At 58.7% G+C, this 16,707-nt stretch carries 15 protein-coding genes; 10 read left to right on the top strand and 5 right to left on the bottom strand.

Features of this window, described 5'->3' with window-relative positions; translation table 11 throughout:
* Window positions 1-2: 2 nt before the first annotated feature.
* Together efeO and efeU are read right to left on the bottom strand one after the other, a co-directional pair.
* Entirely contained in the window at window positions 3-1,130 is a 1,128-nt protein-coding gene (efeO, locus tag L2Y28_RS07765; protein WP_022647690.1) for an iron uptake system protein EfeO, read from the bottom strand.
* Window positions 1,131-1,171: 41 nt separating this feature from the next.
* A complete protein-coding gene (gene efeU, locus L2Y28_RS07760; protein WP_022647689.1) occupies window positions 1,172-2,005 on the bottom strand; it encodes an iron uptake transporter permease EfeU in 834 nt (277 codons plus the stop codon).
* A 251-nt stretch (window positions 2,006-2,256) separates the two neighbouring features.
* Here efeU and L2Y28_RS07755 point away from each other — a divergent pair, with 251 nt between their 5' ends.
* Entirely contained in the window at window positions 2,257-3,441 is a 1,185-nt protein-coding gene (locus L2Y28_RS07755; protein ID WP_022647688.1) for a NupC/NupG family nucleoside CNT transporter, read from the top strand.
* Between the two features lie 70 nt (window positions 3,442-3,511).
* Here the strand turns inward: L2Y28_RS07755 and L2Y28_RS07750 are convergent, their stop codons facing one another.
* Together L2Y28_RS07750 and putP are read right to left on the bottom strand one after the other, a co-directional pair.
* A complete protein-coding gene (locus L2Y28_RS07750) occupies window positions 3,512-3,931 on the bottom strand; it encodes a DUF3574 domain-containing protein (protein ID WP_022647687.1) in 420 nt (139 codons plus the stop codon).
* A 72-nt stretch (window positions 3,932-4,003) separates the two neighbouring features.
* Complete coding sequence (gene putP, locus L2Y28_RS07745; protein ID WP_022647686.1) at window positions 4,004-5,512, bottom strand: sodium/proline symporter PutP; 1,509 nt, start codon at window positions 5,510-5,512, stop codon at window positions 4,004-4,006.
* A gap of 422 nt (window positions 5,513-5,934) precedes the next feature.
* On the opposite strand from putP, the gene putA reads away from it, so the two are divergent.
* Window positions 5,935-9,897 carry a trifunctional transcriptional regulator/proline dehydrogenase/L-glutamate gamma-semialdehyde dehydrogenase gene (gene putA / locus L2Y28_RS07740; RefSeq protein ID WP_022647685.1) on the top strand — a complete coding sequence of 1,321 codons (3,963 nt, stop codon included), beginning with the start codon at window positions 5,935-5,937 and terminating at the stop codon, window positions 9,895-9,897.
* A gap of 101 nt (window positions 9,898-9,998) precedes the next feature.
* Window positions 9,999-10,394, top strand: coding sequence for a lysozyme inhibitor LprI family protein (locus L2Y28_RS07735; protein ID WP_022647684.1), 396 nt, complete (start codon window positions 9,999-10,001; stop codon window positions 10,392-10,394).
* On the opposite strand, the gene rutR is transcribed toward L2Y28_RS07735, so the two are convergent.
* Window positions 10,391-11,029 carry an HTH-type transcriptional regulator RutR gene (gene rutR, locus L2Y28_RS07730; RefSeq protein WP_022647683.1) on the bottom strand — a complete coding sequence of 213 codons (639 nt, stop codon included), beginning with the start codon at window positions 11,027-11,029 and terminating at the stop codon, window positions 10,391-10,393. The two genes, L2Y28_RS07735 and rutR, sit on opposite strands and share 4 nt — an antisense overlap.
* 245 nt (window positions 11,030-11,274) lie before the next feature.
* Between rutR and rutA the strand changes: the two genes are divergently transcribed.
* Genes rutA through rutG form a run of 7 tightly spaced genes read left to right on the top strand, consistent with a single transcriptional unit; the run spans window position 11,275 to window position 16,703 of the window.
* Entirely contained in the window at window positions 11,275-12,366 is a 1,092-nt protein-coding gene (gene rutA, locus L2Y28_RS07725) for a pyrimidine utilization protein A (protein ID WP_022647682.1), read from the top strand.
* Window positions 12,366-13,055, top strand: a complete 690-nt coding sequence (gene rutB, locus L2Y28_RS07720) for a pyrimidine utilization protein B (protein ID WP_022647681.1) — start codon at window positions 12,366-12,368, stop codon at window positions 13,053-13,055. The genes rutA and rutB overlap by 1 nt, the downstream gene beginning before the upstream one ends.
* 11 nt (window positions 13,056-13,066) lie before the next feature.
* Window positions 13,067-13,453: a pyrimidine utilization protein C gene (gene rutC, locus L2Y28_RS07715; RefSeq protein WP_015570870.1), complete on the top strand. Its 387-nt coding sequence runs from the start codon at window positions 13,067-13,069 to the stop codon at window positions 13,451-13,453.
* Between the two features lie 7 nt (window positions 13,454-13,460).
* A complete protein-coding gene (rutD, locus tag L2Y28_RS07710) occupies window positions 13,461-14,261 on the top strand; it encodes a pyrimidine utilization protein D (RefSeq protein WP_022647680.1) in 801 nt (266 codons plus the stop codon).
* A gap of 9 nt (window positions 14,262-14,270) precedes the next feature.
* A complete protein-coding gene (locus tag L2Y28_RS07705) occupies window positions 14,271-14,861 on the top strand; it encodes a malonic semialdehyde reductase (protein WP_022647679.1) in 591 nt (196 codons plus the stop codon).
* A 9-nt stretch (window positions 14,862-14,870) separates the two neighbouring features.
* Complete coding sequence (gene rutF / locus L2Y28_RS07700) at window positions 14,871-15,365, top strand: NADH-dependent FMN reductase RutF (protein WP_022647678.1); 495 nt, start codon at window positions 14,871-14,873, stop codon at window positions 15,363-15,365.
* A gap of 21 nt (window positions 15,366-15,386) precedes the next feature.
* Window positions 15,387-16,703 carry a pyrimidine utilization transport protein G gene (rutG, locus tag L2Y28_RS07695; protein ID WP_022647677.1) on the top strand — a complete coding sequence of 439 codons (1,317 nt, stop codon included), beginning with the start codon at window positions 15,387-15,389 and terminating at the stop codon, window positions 16,701-16,703.
* The last annotated feature ends 4 nt before the right edge of the window (window positions 16,704-16,707 follow it).

Genomic DNA, 16,707 nt, shown 5'->3' with positions numbered 1-16,707 from the left:
GCTTAGTCCAGACCCAGAACGCCACGCAGCAGGGAGAGATCTTCCGCCAGCGTCGTAATCGGGCCTTTCAGCGCGTTACGGTCAGCATCGGTCAGCTTGTCGTAGGTTTCGAACCCGTCTTTGGTACGGTATTTCGCCAGGATGGCGTCAACTTTCTTAAAGTTGGCATCCACTTTCGCCAGCAGTTCGCCGTTCTCTTTTTGCAGCTGGGGCCGCAGCAGATCGACAATTTTTTGTGCGCCGTCGACGTTTGCCTGGAAGTCCCACAGGTCGGTGTGGCTGTAGCGATCTTCTTCGCCGCTGATTTTGCTCGCGGCCACTTCTTCAATCAGACCCGCAGCACCACCCACCACTTTCGACGGCGGGAAGGCCAGCTCGCTGATGCGTTTTTGCAGCTCCAGCACGTCGCTGTTGAGCTGATCGGCGTATTTCTCCATCCCTTTGGTGGAGCTATCGCCAAACAGGGCTTTTTCCAGGCGGTGGAAGCCGGTGAATTTCGGATCGGCGGCCTTCTGCTCGTAGTCATCTTCGCGGGCGTCAATGCTGCCATCGAGGTCAGAGAACAGCTCGGCAATCGGCTCGATGCGCTCGTAGTGCTGACGTGTAGGCGCATACAGGGATTTCGCTTTTTCGATATCGCCCGCTTTCACCGCGTCGGTAAAGGCTTTGGTGCCTGCCACCAGGTCAGCCGTCTCTTTGGTGACGTAGGCTTTATAGGCGGTAATGGCGTCGCCGAGGCTCAGCAGCGCGGTGCCTTTGGCCGCGTCCGCCGTCGCTGCGCCTTTGACGATCAGCTTACCTTTCGGGTTAGTCAGCAGGCCGCAGGTCATGTCATATTCCCCCGGCTGAAGATTAGCGGTCATTTTCTGGCTGAAGCCAGGCGCGATATTTTCACGCTCTTCTACCACCATCACGCCTTTCAGGATCTCCCACTCCAGCGCTTTCTGGCTGTGGTTTTGAATAATAAACTGGGTTTTACCGCTGTTAACCGTGATGGTCATCGGCTCGCACTGTTTATCGTTGACGGTGACTTTTACCTGCGGAATATCTGCTGCCTGAGCGGCGAAGGCAGACGCGAACAGCGCTGCCACACCAACCTGTAACGCGCTACGACGGAATTGAATAGCCATGTCTCTTCCCTTTAAAGTATGTTGTAACTAAACAAAGCGCTTCACGGCGCAGTACGCGACGGCTGAGCGCTGGGGCGCGATGGCATGAAGAACAGCACCAGCGCCGGAATAAGATAGATAAAGTACATCGCCACCTCGCTGACGCTCGGCGTTTCCTGATAGCCGAAGATACCTTCAAGGAGCGTGCCGGTCAGTGAGTGGGTGGAGAGAACGTTACTAAGATCAAACGCCATGTCCTGGAAGTGGTTCCACAGGCCCGCTTCATGGAAGGCGCGGATCGCCCCTGCCGCCAGCCCCGCGGCCACCAGCAAAATAAACAGGCTGGTCCACTTGAAGAACGCGCCCAGGTTAAGACGAATTCCGCCCCAGTAGAGCAGGAAGCCAAGCACAACCGCCGTGGCCAGCCCAAGCATCGCGCCCAGCGGCGGCCAGATGCCCACGTCCTGCTGAAAAGCCGCGAGCAGGAAGAACACTGACTCCAGGCCTTCACGCGCCACGGCGAAAAAAACCATCATGATCAGCGCCCAGCCGTGGTGGTTGCCTTTTTGCAGGGCGTTATCCACCGCCTGCTCAAGCTGTACCTTCACGTTACGGGAAACTTTGCGCATCCAGAACACCATCCAGGTGAGGATCACCACCGCTATTACGGCAACAATGCCTTCAAAAAGCTCTTGCTCTTTCTGAGGAAATTCTCCTGTGGTTTCGTTGATAAGAATACCCAGCCCCAGGCAGAGCGCCGCGGCCAGGAAGACGCCAACCCACATCACGCCGATCCAGCGTCCACGCTGGGTGCGCTTCAGATAACTGGCGATAAGGCTAACAATCAGGGCCGCTTCAAGGCCTTCACGTAACATAATGAGAAAAGGAACAAACATGCAGACACCTTAAATGTTTATCGCGGTCAACTGATGCAAAGAAAGGTAAATTCTTGTGATAGTGATTATCATTACGGCTACAAGAAAAACAAGCGAAATATGTGGAGTTTTGATGACCAGATGTAAACGCATTGCGGAATAATAATTGCCTGAGTAACCGTTGCGTTTATAAGGTATAACGAAAATGCCCATTTACGGTTAACCGGGGCTGTGGCTAAATGTCCGCCTCGAAAACCAACTGAAAATAAACCATGTTTAAAATTGTCCATTTCCTGCTGGCGCTGGTGATTATTCTTGCGCTTGCCTGGCTGGTGAGTTTCGACCGCCGAAAAATTCGCATTCGTTTCGTTTTACAGCTGATCGTGATTGAAATCGCGCTGGCATTCTTTTTTCTGCATGCAGAAAGCGGCCTGTTCATTATTAAACATGTCTCCGGTTTCTTTGAATCACTGCTTAAATTCGCTGCCGAAGGGACGAATTTTGTCTTTGGCGGGATGGGTGAAAAAGGGCTGGCGTTCATTTTCCTTGGCGTGCTCTGCCCCATTATTTTTATCTCGGCGCTGATTGGTATTCTGCAGCACTGGCGTATTCTGCCGATCTTTATTCAGGTTATCGGGACGCTGCTGTCAAAACTGAACGGCATGGGCAAGCTGGAATCCTTTAACGCGGTGAGCTCACTGATACTCGGTCAGTCGGAAAACTTCATTGCCTACAAGGGCGTGTTGGGCGATCTCTCCTCACGCCGCCTGTTTACGATGGCTGCAACGGCGATGTCGACGGTTTCGCTGTCGATTGTCGGTGCCTATATGACCATGCTCGACGCCAGATTTGTCGTCGCGGCACTGATCCTGAACATGTTCAGCACCTTTATTATCCTTTCGGTCATTAACCCGGCCCGCCCGGAAGCCGAACCCGATATCAAACTGGAAAAGCTGCATGAATCCCAGAGCTTCTTTGAAATGCTGGGCGAATATATTCTGGCCGGTTTTAAGGTGGCGATGATTATTCTGGCGATGCTGATTGGCTTTATCGCCCTTATTAGCGCCGTTAATGCCCTCTTCTCCAGCGTATTTGGCCTGAGCTTCCAGCAGATTCTGGGTTACGTGTTTTATCCGCTGGCGTGGCTTATTGGTATTCCGCTGAGCGATGCCTTAAACGCGGGGAGTATTATGGCAACAAAACTGGTGGCGAATGAATTTGTGGCGATGATTGAGCTGCAAAAAATAGCCCATCAAATGTCCTCGCGCGGTCTGGGTATTTTGTCCGTGTTCCTGGTGTCGTTCGCTAACTTCGCCTCGATTGGCATTGTAGCGGGGGCAATAAAAGGCCTGAACGAGCAACAGGGTAACGTGGTGTCGCGGTTTGGTCTGCGCCTGGTATACGGTGCGACGCTGGTGAGCCTGCTGTCGGCGAGCTTTGCGGGGTTGGTGCTCTGATGCAATGCCGGGTGGCGCTTCGCTTACCCGGCCTACAAAACAACAACGGCGGGAATTCCCGCCGTTCTCATTAAAACTGCACGCACACCGGCTGGTCGACCCGCATCACCGATTCCTGCGCGAAACGAGACTTATAGATCCCGCGCAACGCTTCGATGTTCTTCTCGCTCTGCGCGTCTTTACCATGGATGAGCATTAACGCTTTGCTGGGTTCACGCGCCACTTTTCCGTCGTTCCCCAGCCACTGCCCGCGGGCATCAACCACCGTTAAGCCATCGCGAAAACGCGGCGTCACGTCCTGGTCGACAAACTGCTGCCACTCGCTGCCGGTAATCTGCGCCCCTGCCGGGCGATTCAAGCCAAAATAGAGCGTAGTCTGCTGCATCTGGTTATCCGCTTTGCAGGTCTCCACCGCCGCATGCTGCGTGGGAGCGTTACAGCCCGCCAGCATCACGTATGCTGCCACCATTAGCCCTGTTTTAATTCTCATTGATGAAGACTCACATAGGTGAAAGGACTATCCCCTCTCCCCACCGGGGAGAGGGTTAGGGTGAGGGGGAAATTACTCAGCCTGGAGCTTAGACGGCGGCGCTGAGTGGTAATGCGCATCCGCTTCCGCAAAGCGCTTCTGCATAGATGCAGACGGCGCTTTACCCAGCAGGCTAAACACCACAATACCGAGGCTGCCGAAGATGAAGCCCGGGATAATTTCGTACAGGCCCAGCCACGCGAACTGTTTCCAGACGATAACGGTAACCGCACCGATGATCATCCCCGCCAGCGCGCCGTTGCGGGTCATGCGTGACCACAGAACGGAGAATAGCACCACCGGACCAAATGCGGCGCCAAAGCCCGCCCACGCGTAGCTCACCAGCCCCAGCACGCGGTTTTCCGGGTTAGCCGCCAGCGCAATCGCCACCAGCGCCACCAGCAGCACCATAAAACGCCCTACCCACACCAGCTCTTTCTGGCTCGCGCCCTTACGCAGGAACGCTTTGTAGAGGTCTTCGGTGATGGCACTGGAGCACACCAGCAGCTGACAGCTCAGGGTGGACATGACTGCCGCCAGGATCGCGGAGAGCAGGATACCGGCAATCCACGGGTTGAACAGGATCTGCGCCAGCTCGATGAACACGCGCTCGGCGTTCTGGTTCACCGCGCCCGCCTGCGCCGGGTTGTTGTTGAAGTAGGCGATACCGAAGAAACCGACCGCGCACGCCCCCGCCAGACACAGGATCATCCACGTCATGCTGATGCGACGCGCGTGAACGATGGTGTGGTGAGAATCCGCCGCCATAAAGCGCGCCAGAATGTGCGGCTGACCAAAGTAGCCCAGGCCCCATCCCATCAGGGAGACGATGGCCACGAAGTTCAGCCCTTTCAGCATATCGACGTTTTCGATGCTCTTCTGCTTGATCACTTCCAGCGATTCGCCAAAGCCGCCGACGGTAAAAATCACAATTATCGGGGTCAGGATCAGGGCGAAAATCATCAGACTCGCCTGCACGGTATCGGTCCAGCTTACCGCCAGGAATCCGCCCACGAAGGTATAGAGGATGGTCGCGGCCGCACCGGCCCACAGCGCCGTTTCATAGCTCATGCCGAAGGTGCTTTCGAACAGACGCGCGCCCGCCACAATGCCGGAGGCACAGTAGATGGTGAAGAACAGCAGGATCACCACCGCAGAGATAATACGCAATATGCGGCTGTTATCTTCAAAGCGTCCGGTGAAGTAATCCGGCAGCGTCAGGGCGTTGTTGTTGGCTTCGGTATGCACACGCAGACGGCCTGCTACCAGCTTCCAGTTAATCCACGCGCCAACGGTCAGGCCGATGGCGATCCAGCTTTCGGAGATACCCGAGATGAAAATCGCGCCCGGCAGCCCCATCAGCAGCCAGCCGCTCATGTCGGATGCGCCCGCTGAGAGTGCGGTGACCATCGGGCCCAAGCTGCGCCCGCCGAGGATGTAGTCGTCAAAGTTTTTAGTGGAACGCCATGCCAAAAACCCTATCAGGATCATGCCAAAAATATAAACGAGAAATGTCACCAGCATCGGTGTGCTAATAGCCATTCAAATTCTCCAAAATGTCGAGCGACAGCCGTCCGGGCTGCCTTGTTATGTCATCACCGGAACGTAGTGATGTGTGTATGTGTTTCCGTTGGGCGCGCTATCCTGCCGTATACGCATCCCACTGACAAACGATTTAACACTGCATTTACATGAATTTCATCCCTGGTTTTATACGTCTTTCCTATAGGTTGCACTCGCTCACGCTTTTATGGGTTGCACCTTTAAAAAGTGTTAAGCACCGCATAAAAACTGGGCTCAGAAACCGCCGCGCGTTCTTTTTCACAGCTAACTAATCGTTAACAATCCATTCATTTTCCAGCTTGCAGACCAGGTCACATTTAACACGGTTGCACAAAGTTGCAACATGGTGGATATTTCACGCTATCAACAGAACGCTATTACAGAACAACAGGAGTTTTGGCATGGGGATGACCACCATGGGGGTTAAGCTGGATGACGCTACCCGCGAACGGATTAAAACCGCTGCGACCCGTATCGACCGCACGCCGCACTGGTTAATTAAGCAGGCGATTTTTAACTATCTGGAAAGACTGGAGAGTGAAGAAGGTCTGCCGGAGCTGCCTGCCCTGCTGGCGGGCGCTGTGAACGAAGGCGAAGAGGCCGCGACGGCCGCTGATGAGAACCACCAGCCGTTCCTGGAATTTGCCGAGCAGATCCTGCCGCAGTCCGTCAGCCGCGCCGCCATTACCGGCGCCTATCGCCGTGCCGAAACCGACGCCGTGCCGATGCTGCTGGAGCAGGCGCGCCTGCCGGAAGCCGTTGCCGCTCAGGCGCACAGCCTGGCGTATCAGCTCGCCGACAAGCTGCGTAATCAGAAAACCGCCAGCGGACGCGCCGGCATGGTGCAGGGTCTGTTGCAGGAGTTCTCCCTCTCCTCGCAGGAAGGCGTGGCGCTGATGTGTCTGGCGGAAGCGCTGCTGCGTATCCCAGATAAAGCCACCCGCGATGCCCTGATCCGCGACAAAATCAGCAACGGCAACTGGCACTCCCACATTGGCCGCAGTCCGTCCCTGTTCGTGAACGCCGCCACCTGGGGCCTGCTGTTTACCGGCAAGCTGGTCTCCACCCATAACGAAGCCAACCTGTCGCGTTCCCTGAACCGTATTATCGGCAAGAGCGGCGAGCCACTGATCCGCAAGGGTGTGGACATGGCGATGCGCCTGATGGGCGAGCAGTTCGTCACCGGGGAAACCATTGCCGAAGCGCTGGCGAACGCCCGCAAGCTGGAAGACAAAGGCTTCCGCTACTCCTACGACATGCTGGGCGAAGCGGCGCTGACCGCCGCCGACGCGCAGGCCTACATGGTCTCTTACCAGCAGGCGATCCACGCCATCGGTAAAGCGTCCAACGGTCGCGGTATTTATGAAGGGCCAGGCATCTCTATCAAGCTTTCCGCTCTGCACCCGCGCTACAGCCGCGCGCAGTACGACCGGGTGATGGAAGAACTCTACCCGCGCCTGAAGTCCCTGACCCTGCTGGCGCGCCAGTATGACATCGGCATCAACATCGACGCCGAAGAGGCGGATCGTCTGGAGATCTCCCTCGATCTGCTGGAAAAACTGTGCTTCGAGCCGGAGCTGGCGGGCTGGAACGGGATTGGTTTCGTTATCCAGGCCTACCAGAAACGCTGCCCGTTCGTCATTGACTACCTGATTGACCTGGCCAGCCGCAGCCGTCGCCGCCTGATGATCCGTCTGGTGAAGGGTGCCTACTGGGACAGCGAAATCAAACGCGCCCAGATGGAAGGACTGGAAGGCTATCCGGTCTATACCCGCAAGGTCTACACCGACGTCTCTTACCTCGCCTGCGCGAAAAAACTGCTCGGCGTGCCGAACCTGATTTATCCGCAGTTCGCCACCCACAACGCCCACACCCTGGCGGCGATCTACAGCCTGGCGGGTCAGAACTACTATCCGGGCCAGTACGAGTTCCAGTGTCTGCATGGCATGGGTGAACCGCTGTACGAACAGGTGACCGGTAAAGTGGCCGACGGCAAGCTGAACCGTCCGTGCCGTATTTATGCCCCGGTAGGTACTCACGAAACCCTGCTGGCCTACCTGGTGCGTCGTTTACTGGAGAACGGGGCGAACACCTCCTTCGTTAACCGCATCGCCGATACCACCCTGCCGCTGGACGAACTGGTGGCCGATCCGGTACAGGCCGTAGAGAAGATGGCGGCGCAGGAAGGCCAGATTGGTCTGCCGCATCCGAAGATTGCCCTGCCGCGCGAGCTGTATGGTGCAGGTCGCGTCAACTCGGCGGGTCTGGATCTCGCCAACGAACACCGTCTGGCGTCGCTCTCTTCTGCCCTGCTTAACAGCGCATTGCAGAAGTGGCAGGCCAAACCGATCCTTGAGCAGTCCGTTGAAGACGGTGAAATGCAGCCGGTGATCAACCCGGCAGAGCCGAAGGATATCGTCGGCTACGTGCGCGAAGCCACAGAAGCGGAAGTGGATCAGGCTTTGGAGAGCGCGGTGAACAACGCGCCAATCTGGTTTGCCACCCCGCCGCAGGAGCGTGCCGCCATTCTGGAACGCGCGGCGGTGCTGATGGAAGATCAGATGCAGCAGCTTATCGGCATTCTGGTGCGTGAAGCGGGTAAAACCTTCAGCAACGCCATCGCCGAAGTGCGCGAGGCGGTCGACTTCCTGCACTACTACGCCGGTCAGGTGCGCGATGATTTCGACAACGAAACGCACCGTCCGCTCGGCCCGGTGGTCTGTATCAGCCCGTGGAACTTCCCGCTGGCAATCTTCACCGGCCAGATTGCCGCGGCCCTTGCCGCAGGCAACAGCGTGCTGGCAAAACCGGCAGAGCAGACTCCGCTGATTGCCGCTCAGGGCATCAACATTCTGCTGGAAGCGGGCGTACCGGCGGGCGTGGTGCAGCTGTTGCCGGGGCGCGGTGAAACGGTGGGTGCCAAACTGACCTCCGATAACCGCGTGCGCGGCGTGATGTTTACCGGTTCGACCGAAGTAGCCTCCCTGCTGCAACGCAACATCGCCACCCGTCTGGATGCGCAGGGCCGTCCAACGCCGCTGATCGCTGAAACCGGCGGCATGAACGCCATGATCGTGGACTCCTCCGCGCTCACTGAGCAGGTCGTCGTTGACGTGCTGGCCTCTGCCTTCGACAGCGCGGGTCAACGCTGTTCCGCCCTGCGCGTGCTGTGCTTACAGGATGACGTGGCTGACCACACGCTGAAGATGCTGCGCGGTGCGATGGCGGAATGCCGCATGGGCAACCCGGGCCGTCTCACCACCGATATCGGGCCGGTGATCGACGCGGAAGCCAAAGCCAACATCGAAAACCACATTCAGACCATGCGTGCCAAAGGCCGTCCGGTGTTCCAGGCGGTGCGTGAGAACAGTGAAGATGCCCGCGAGTGGCAGACCGGCACCTTCGTGCCGCCAACGCTGATTGAGCTGGCAAGCTTCGACGAGCTGAAAAAAGAGGTCTTCGGCCCGGTACTGCACGTTGTGCGCTACAACCGTAACAACCTCAACGAGCTGATCGATCAGATCAACGCCTCGGGTTACGGCCTGACGCTCGGCGTGCATACCCGTATCGACGAAACCATTGCCCAGGTGACCGGCAATGCTAAAGTCGGCAACCTGTACGTCAACCGTAATATGGTCGGCGCAGTCGTGGGCGTGCAGCCGTTCGGCGGCGAAGGCCTCTCCGGCACCGGTCCGAAAGCGGGTGGCCCGCTCTACCTGTACCGTCTGCTGGCTAACCGTCCGGAGAACGCCCTGGGCGTGACCCTGGCGCGTCAGGACGCACACTATCCGGTGGATACGCAGGTGAAAACCGTGCTGACCCAGCCGCTGGAGGCGCTGATTAAGTGGGCAGAAAACCGCCCTGAACTGCGTGCAATTGCGCAGCAGTACGGCGAGCTGGCGCAGGCCGGTACCCAGCGCCTGCTGCCGGGTCCAACCGGTGAGCGCAACACCTGGACGCTGATGCCGCGCGAGCGCGTACTGTGCGTGGCCGATAACGAGCAGGACGCGCTGGTGCAGCTGGCTGCCGCAATGGCAACCGGTTGTGAAGTGCTGTGGCCGGAAGATGCGCTGCATCGCGATCTCGCCAAACAGTTGCCAAAAGCGGTCTCGGCCCGCATTCGCTTTGCGAAGGTCGATGCGCTGCTGACCCAGCCGTTTGATGCGGTGATCTACCATGGTGATTCCGACCAGCTGCGCGAACTGTGTGAGCAGGTTGCGGCCCGCAGCGGTGCCATCGTTTCCGTGCAGGGCTTTGCGCGCGGGGAAACCAACCTGCTGCTGGAGCGTCTGTACGTGGAGCGCTCGCTCAGCGTCAACACCGCGGCGGCAGGCGGTAACGCCAGCCTGATGACAATCGGTTAATCGTGTAAACTTTCCCCGGTGACGCTACGCTTACCGGGGCTACAAAATCACCGTAGGCCGGATAAGCGCAGCGCATCCGGCTTTTTTACACGGAGGGAATGATGAAAAGAGTATTTCTCGCAGGCGCAGCACTGCTGCTCAGCGCCAGTGCGCTTGCCGACGAGTGCGACAAAGCGACCACCCAGACAGAACTCAGTGCCTGTGCGGCAGAGCAGTACCAGGCTGCGGATAAAAAGCTCAACCAGACGTACCAGGCCGCCATCAAACGCGCGGCAGCCCCTCAGCGCGACCTGCTGAAAAAGGCGCAGCAGGCGTGGATCGCCCTGCGTGACGCAGACTGTAAATTGATGGGTTCAGGAACCGAAGGTGGCACTATTCAGCCGATGATTATCAACCAGTGCCTGACGGAGAAAACAGCGGAGCGCGAAGCCTTTCTGGCCTCGTTGATGCAGTGTGAAGAGGGCAATTTAAGCTGCCCTTTCCAACCGGCTGATTAACGCACGCGGATCCCTTCAATAATCATCCGCTGCACGTTTTCCAGGGTGCTCTGGAAAAACGCCTCGTCCTGGAGCGTTTTACCGGTTACCGCCTCGACCTGGGCCGCGAAGTCAGCGTAGTGCTGGGTTGAGGCCCAAATCATGAATATCAGATGCTGCGGATCGACGGGCGCCAGTTTTCCGCTGGCGACCCATCCGGCAATAATGGCCGATTTTTCGTCCACCAGCTGCTTTAGATCTCCCGTCAGCTCCGCCTGCAACAGCGGCGCGCCCTGTAACATCTCCAGACAAAACAGCCTCGATGCCTGGGGATAATCACGCGATACCTCCAGCTTCAGGCGTATGTACTCCTCTATCGCAACCAGCGGGGCCAGCTCTTCGCGAAATGCTTTAAGCGGTGCGAGCCAGATATCCAGGATCTGCTGCATCACCGCCACATATAGCGCCTCTTTCGACGGGTAGTAGTAGAGCAGATTGGTCTTGGACACCCCGGCCTGCTCCGCCACCTGCTCAAGGCGTGTACCGTGAATACCAAACTGCGAAAATGTCTCCAGCGCGGCGCTGAGGATCGCCTGTTTCTTGGCGCTCACCGCCTGCGAACGTTTACCGGGTGTTTTCACTGCGCCTTGTGTCATTTTCGCTCTCCATTTTCTGTCCTGCGCTCAGCATAGCAAAACCCCCGTCTCGCCACGACCTTCTGCACCCTCAGCGCGCATGAGTGCCTGTTTTCTGTGCAATGATTTTGACCACTTAGTCCACATTTTCGCTGTTAAATTTAACAGCCACCAGTTAACACCCTAATAACAAAGTATTTTTCAAAACTGGCACTCCCTTTGCAAAAACGTCGTGACACCTGCGACGTAATGAAGAGAGGTTCGTGATGAAAATTGGCGTATTTGTACCGATCGGCAACAACGGCTGGCTTATCTCGACCACGGCCCCGCAATACATGCCGACCTTTGAGCTGAATAAAGCCATCGTGCAGAAAGCGGAGCATTACCACTTCGACTTTGCGCTCTCGATGATCAAGCTGCGCGGTTTCGGCGGTAAGACCGAATTCTGGGACCACAACCTGGAGTCCTTTACCCTGATGGCGGGCCTGGCGGCGGTAACCTCGCGCATCCAGATTTACGCCACCGCCGCCACCCTTACCCTTCCCCCGGCAATCGTGGCGCGGATGGCCTCCACCATCGACTCCATCTCCGGCGGGCGCTTTGGCGTCAACCTTGTCACCGGCTGGCAAAAGCCGGAGTACGAGCAGATGGGGATCTGGCCGGGTGACGATTACTTCTCCCGTCGCTACGACTACCTGACTGAATACGTGCAGGTGCTGCGCGATCTGTGGGGCACCGGCAAAAGCGATTTCAAAGGCGACTTCTTCACCATGAACGACTGCCGTGTCAGCCCCCAGCCGTCGGTGCCGATGAAGGTGATTTGCGCCGGGCAGAGCGACGCGGGGATGGAATTCTCCGCCAAATACGCCGACTTCAACTTCTGCTTCGGCAAAGGCGTTAACACCCCTGCCGCCTTCGCGCCCACCGCGGCACGCATGAAATCGGCCGCCGACAAAATCGGGCGCGACGTGGGCTCCTACGTGCTGTTTATGGTGATTGCCGACGAAACCGACGACGCCGCGCGCGCCAAATGGGAACAATATAAGGATGGCGCCGACGAGGAAGCCCTGAGCTGGCTGACCGAGCAGAGCCAGAAGGATACCCGCTCCGGCGCGGACACCAACGTTCGCCAGATGGCCGACCCGACGTCTGCCGTCAATATCAACATGGGCACCCTGGTTGGCTCGTATGCCAGCGTCGCCAGAATGCTCGACGAAGTGGCTGCCGTGCCCGGCGCCGAAGGCGTGCTGCTGACCTTCGATGATTTTCTCACCGGCGTGGAAACCTTCGGCGAGCGTATTCAGCCGCTGATGCAGTGCCGCGCCCACATCCCTGCCGTGACGAAGGAGGTGGCGTAATGACGACCCTCAACGCTCGCCCGGAGGCCATCACCTTTGACGCGCAGCAGAGCGCGCTGATCGTGGTGGATATGCAAAACGCCTATGCCAGTAAAGGCGGGTATCTGGATCTGGCCGGGTTCGACGTCTCGGCCACGCAGCCGGTGATTGAGAATATCAAAACCGCCGTGAGCGCCGCGCGTGCTGCGGGCATGCTGATCGTCTGGTTCCAGAATGGCTGGGACGACCAGTACGTCGAAGCTGGCGGTCCCGGCTCACCCAACTTTCACAAATCCAACGCCCTGAAAACCATGCGCCAACGGCCTGAACTCCAGGGCACGCTGCTGGCGAAAGGCGGCTGGGATTATCAGCTGGTGGATGAGCTGGTACCGGAAGCTGGCGATATCGTACTGCCGAAACCGCGCTACAGCGGCTTTTTCAATACCCCGCTCGACAGCCTGCTGCGCAGCCGGGGCATTCGTCATCTGGTCTTTACGGGCATTGCCACCAACGTCTGCGTGGAGTCCACCCTGCGCGACGGCTTCTTCCTCGAGTATTTTGGCGTGGTGCTGGAAGACGCTACCCATCAGGCCGGGCCGGATTTTGCCCAGAAAGCCGCCCTGTTCAATATCGAAACTTTTTTTGGCTGGGTCAGTAACGTCAATGATTTCTGCGACGCGCTGGATCCCCCGCTCGCCCGCATCGCCTGAGGAGAACCGCTATGCCGAAATCCGTGATTATTCCGCCGGGCACCAGCACCCCGATAGCCCCGTTTGTCCCCGGTACCCTCGCCGACGGCGTGGTGTATGTCTCAGGCACGCTGCCGTTTGATAAAGACAACAACGTGGTGTTTATCGATGACCCAAAGGCGCAAACCCGCCACGTGCTGGAGACGATCAAAACCGTGATCGAAACGGCGGGTGGCACGATGGAGGACGTGACCTTCAACAGCATCTTTATCACCGACTGGAAAAACTACGCCGCGATTAACGAGATCTACGCGGAGTTTTTCCCCGGCGATAAACCGGCGCGATTTTGCATCCAGTGCGGGCTGGTAAAGCCTGAAGCGCTGGTTGAAATTGCCACCGTTGCGCACATCGCGAAGTGAGGCCGCCATGAAACTGTCCATTTCCCCGCCCCCCTTTGCGGGCGCGCCCGTGGTGGTGCTGATTGCCGGGCTCGGCGGCAGCGGGAGCTACTGGCTGCCTCAGCTCGCCGTGCTGGGGCAGGAGTATCAGGTGGTGTGCTACGACCAGCGGGGCACGGGGAATAACCCGGATACCCTGCCGGAAGACTACACCCTCGCACACATGGCCGACGAGCTCGCGCTGGCGTTAGCCGGGGCCGGGATCGCCCGTTACTGCGTGGTCGGCCACGCGCTGGGGGCGCTGGTCGGCCTGCGGCTGGCTATCGATAAGCCTGACGCCCTCACCGCGCTGGTTTGTGTCAACGGCTGGCTGACCCTCAATGCCCATACCCGACGCTGTTTTGACGTTCGCGAACGTCTACTGCATGCGGGCGGGGCTCAGGCGTGGGTAGAGGCACAGCCGCTGTTTCTTTACCCGGCAGACTGGATGGCTGCCCGCGCTCCGCGGCTGGAGGCCGAGGAAGCGCTGGCGCTGGCCCATTTCCAGGGCAAAGCCAATCTGCTGCGCAGGCTGCATGCGCTGAAACAGGCCGATTTCAGCCGCCACGCTGCACGCGTTCGCTGCCCCGTGCAGATTATTTGTTCCACCGACGATCTGCTGGTGCCGTCCGTCTGCTCCGCGGAACTGCACGCCGCCCTCCCGCACGCCCGCAAAACGGTCATGCGCCAGGGCGGGCATGCCTGCAACGTGACCGCGCCGGACATCTTTAACACGCTGCTGCTGAACGGGCTTGCCAGCCTGCTGCACAGCCCTGAACCCGCTTTGTAAGGAGCCTGAATGAGCGAAGCCATCACGCCCGCCGCGCTGGAAACGCTGTTTACCGGCGCACGTACCCATAACGGCTGGCTGGATATACCGGTCAGTGACGAGACGCTGCGCGAGATTTATGACCTGATGAAATGGGGGCCGACGTCCGCCAACTGTTCCCCGGCGCGCATTGTCTTTGTGCGAAGCCCGGAAGGAAAAGAGAAGCTGCGCCCGGCGCTCTCCAGCGGCAACCTTGAGAAAACGCTCACCGCCCCGGTCACGGCAATTGTCGCCTGGGACAGCGAGTTTTATGAGCGCCTGCCTGTACTGTTCCCGCACGGCGATGCCAGAAGCTGGTTTACCTCCAGCCCCGCACTGGCGGAAGAGACCGCCTTTCGCAACAGCTCGATGCAGGCCGCGTACCTGATTTTCGCCTGCCGCGCGCTCGGGCTCGACACCGGGCCGATGTCCGGCTTTGACCGGGAAAAAGTGGACGCGGCCTTTTTCACGGGCACGCTGCTTAAAAGCAATCTGCTGATTAACATCGGCTATGGCGATATGAGCAAAGTCTATGGGCGCTTACCGCGTCTGACCTTCGAAGACGCCTGCGGGCTGGCGTAAGGAGCCATCATGACGACACCCGATCAACAAACCTTCCGTGATGCCATGGCCTGCGTCGGTGCGGCGGTCAATATCATCACCACCGACGGCCCTGCGGGAATGGCGGGCTTTACCGCCAGCGCGGTATGCAGCGTGACCGATTCCCCGCCCACTCTGCTGGTTTGCCTCAACCGTGGCGCGTCCGTCTGGCCGATTTTCAACGAGAACCGCACCCTGTGCGTTAACACGCTGAGTGCCGGACAGGAGCCATTATCCAACCTGTTTGGCGGTAAAACGCCGATGGAGGACCGCTTTGCCGCTGCCCGCTGGCAGACAGGCGACACGGGCTGTCCACGTCTGGAAAATGCCCTGGCCTCGTTCGACTGCCGCATCAGCCAGGTGGTTAGCGTCGGCACCCACGACATTCTGTTTTGCGACATCGTATCCATCGTTCGCCACCCGGCACCGCAAGGGCTGGTGTGGTTCGACCGCGGCTATCACGCACTTATGCGACCCGCCTGTTAATCCGCATTCAGGAGACAGAACATGTTCGGACTTCCCCACTGGCAGTTGAAATCGACCTCCACAGAAGCAGGCGTGGTCGCGCCGGATGAAAGGCTCCCGCTCGGGCAGACAATGGTGATGGGCGTGCAGCATGCGGTCGCGATGTTTGGTGCGACGGTGCTAATGCCCATGCTGATGGGGCTGGATCCTAACCTCGCCATTTTGATGTCGGGTATGGGTACCCTGCTGTTCTTTTTTGTCACCGGCGGGCGCGTGCCCAGCTATCTGGGCTCCAGCGCCGCCTTTGTGGGAGTCGTTATTGCAGCGACCGGGTTTAACGGTCAGGGCATTAACCCCAACCTGAGCGTGGCCCTCGGCGGCATTATCGCCTGTGGGCTGGTCTACACCCTGACCGGTCTGGTGGTGATGAAAGTCGGCACGCGCTGGATCGAGCGGATGATGCCCCCCGTCGTCACCGGGGCGGTGGTGATGGCGATAGGCCTGAACCTCGCGCCGATTGCGGTGAAGAGCGTATCCGGCTCGCCGTTTGAAAGCTGGATGGCGGTGATTACGGTGCTGTGCATCGGCGTGGTGGCGGTCTTTACGCGCGGGATGATCCAGCGGCTGCTGATCCTGGTCGGGCTGATTGCGGCCTGTCTGATCTACGCGCTGCTGGCGAACGTGTTTGGTCTCGGCAAGCCGGTTGATTTCACACTGATTCACCAGGCCGCCTGGTTCGGGATGCCGCACATGACCTCGCCCACCTTTAACGCTCAGGCGATGATGCTCATCGCGCCTGTCGCGGTGATCCTGGTGGCTGAAAACCTGGGCCACCTGAAAGCCGTAGCGGGAATGACCGGGCGCAATATGGACCCGTATATGGGGCGGGCGTTTGTGGGAGACGGTCTGGCGACCATGCTCTCCGGCTCGGTCGGCGGCAGCGGCGTGACGACCTACGCGGAAAACATCGGCGTGATGGCAGTGACCAAAGTCTACTCGACGCTGGTCTTCGTGGCGGCGGCGGTGATGGCGATACTGCTCGGCTTTTCCCCAAAATTCGGCGCATTGATCCACACCATCCCGGCACCCGTGATTGGCGGCGCCTCGATTGTTGTATTTGGTCTGATTGCCGTCGCGGGGGCACGCATCTGGGTGCAGAATCATGTTGATCTGAGCCAGAACGGTAACCTGATCATGGTGGCGGTCACGTTGGTGCTGGGCGCAGGCGACTTCGCCCTGACGCTGGGCGGGTTTACGGTGGGCGGGATTGGTACGGCGACCTTCGGCGCGATCCTGCTCAATGCCCTGCTTAGCCGCCGCAAAGGGGATAAAGCGCAAGCGGAAGCCGTCACCCCCTGATCCT

Source organism: Enterobacter sp. JH25 (assembly GCF_021725435.1).
GTDB lineage: Bacteria > Pseudomonadota > Gammaproteobacteria > Enterobacterales > Enterobacteriaceae > Enterobacter > Enterobacter intestinihominis.
This window is presented reverse-complemented; position numbering and strand designations above follow the sequence as displayed.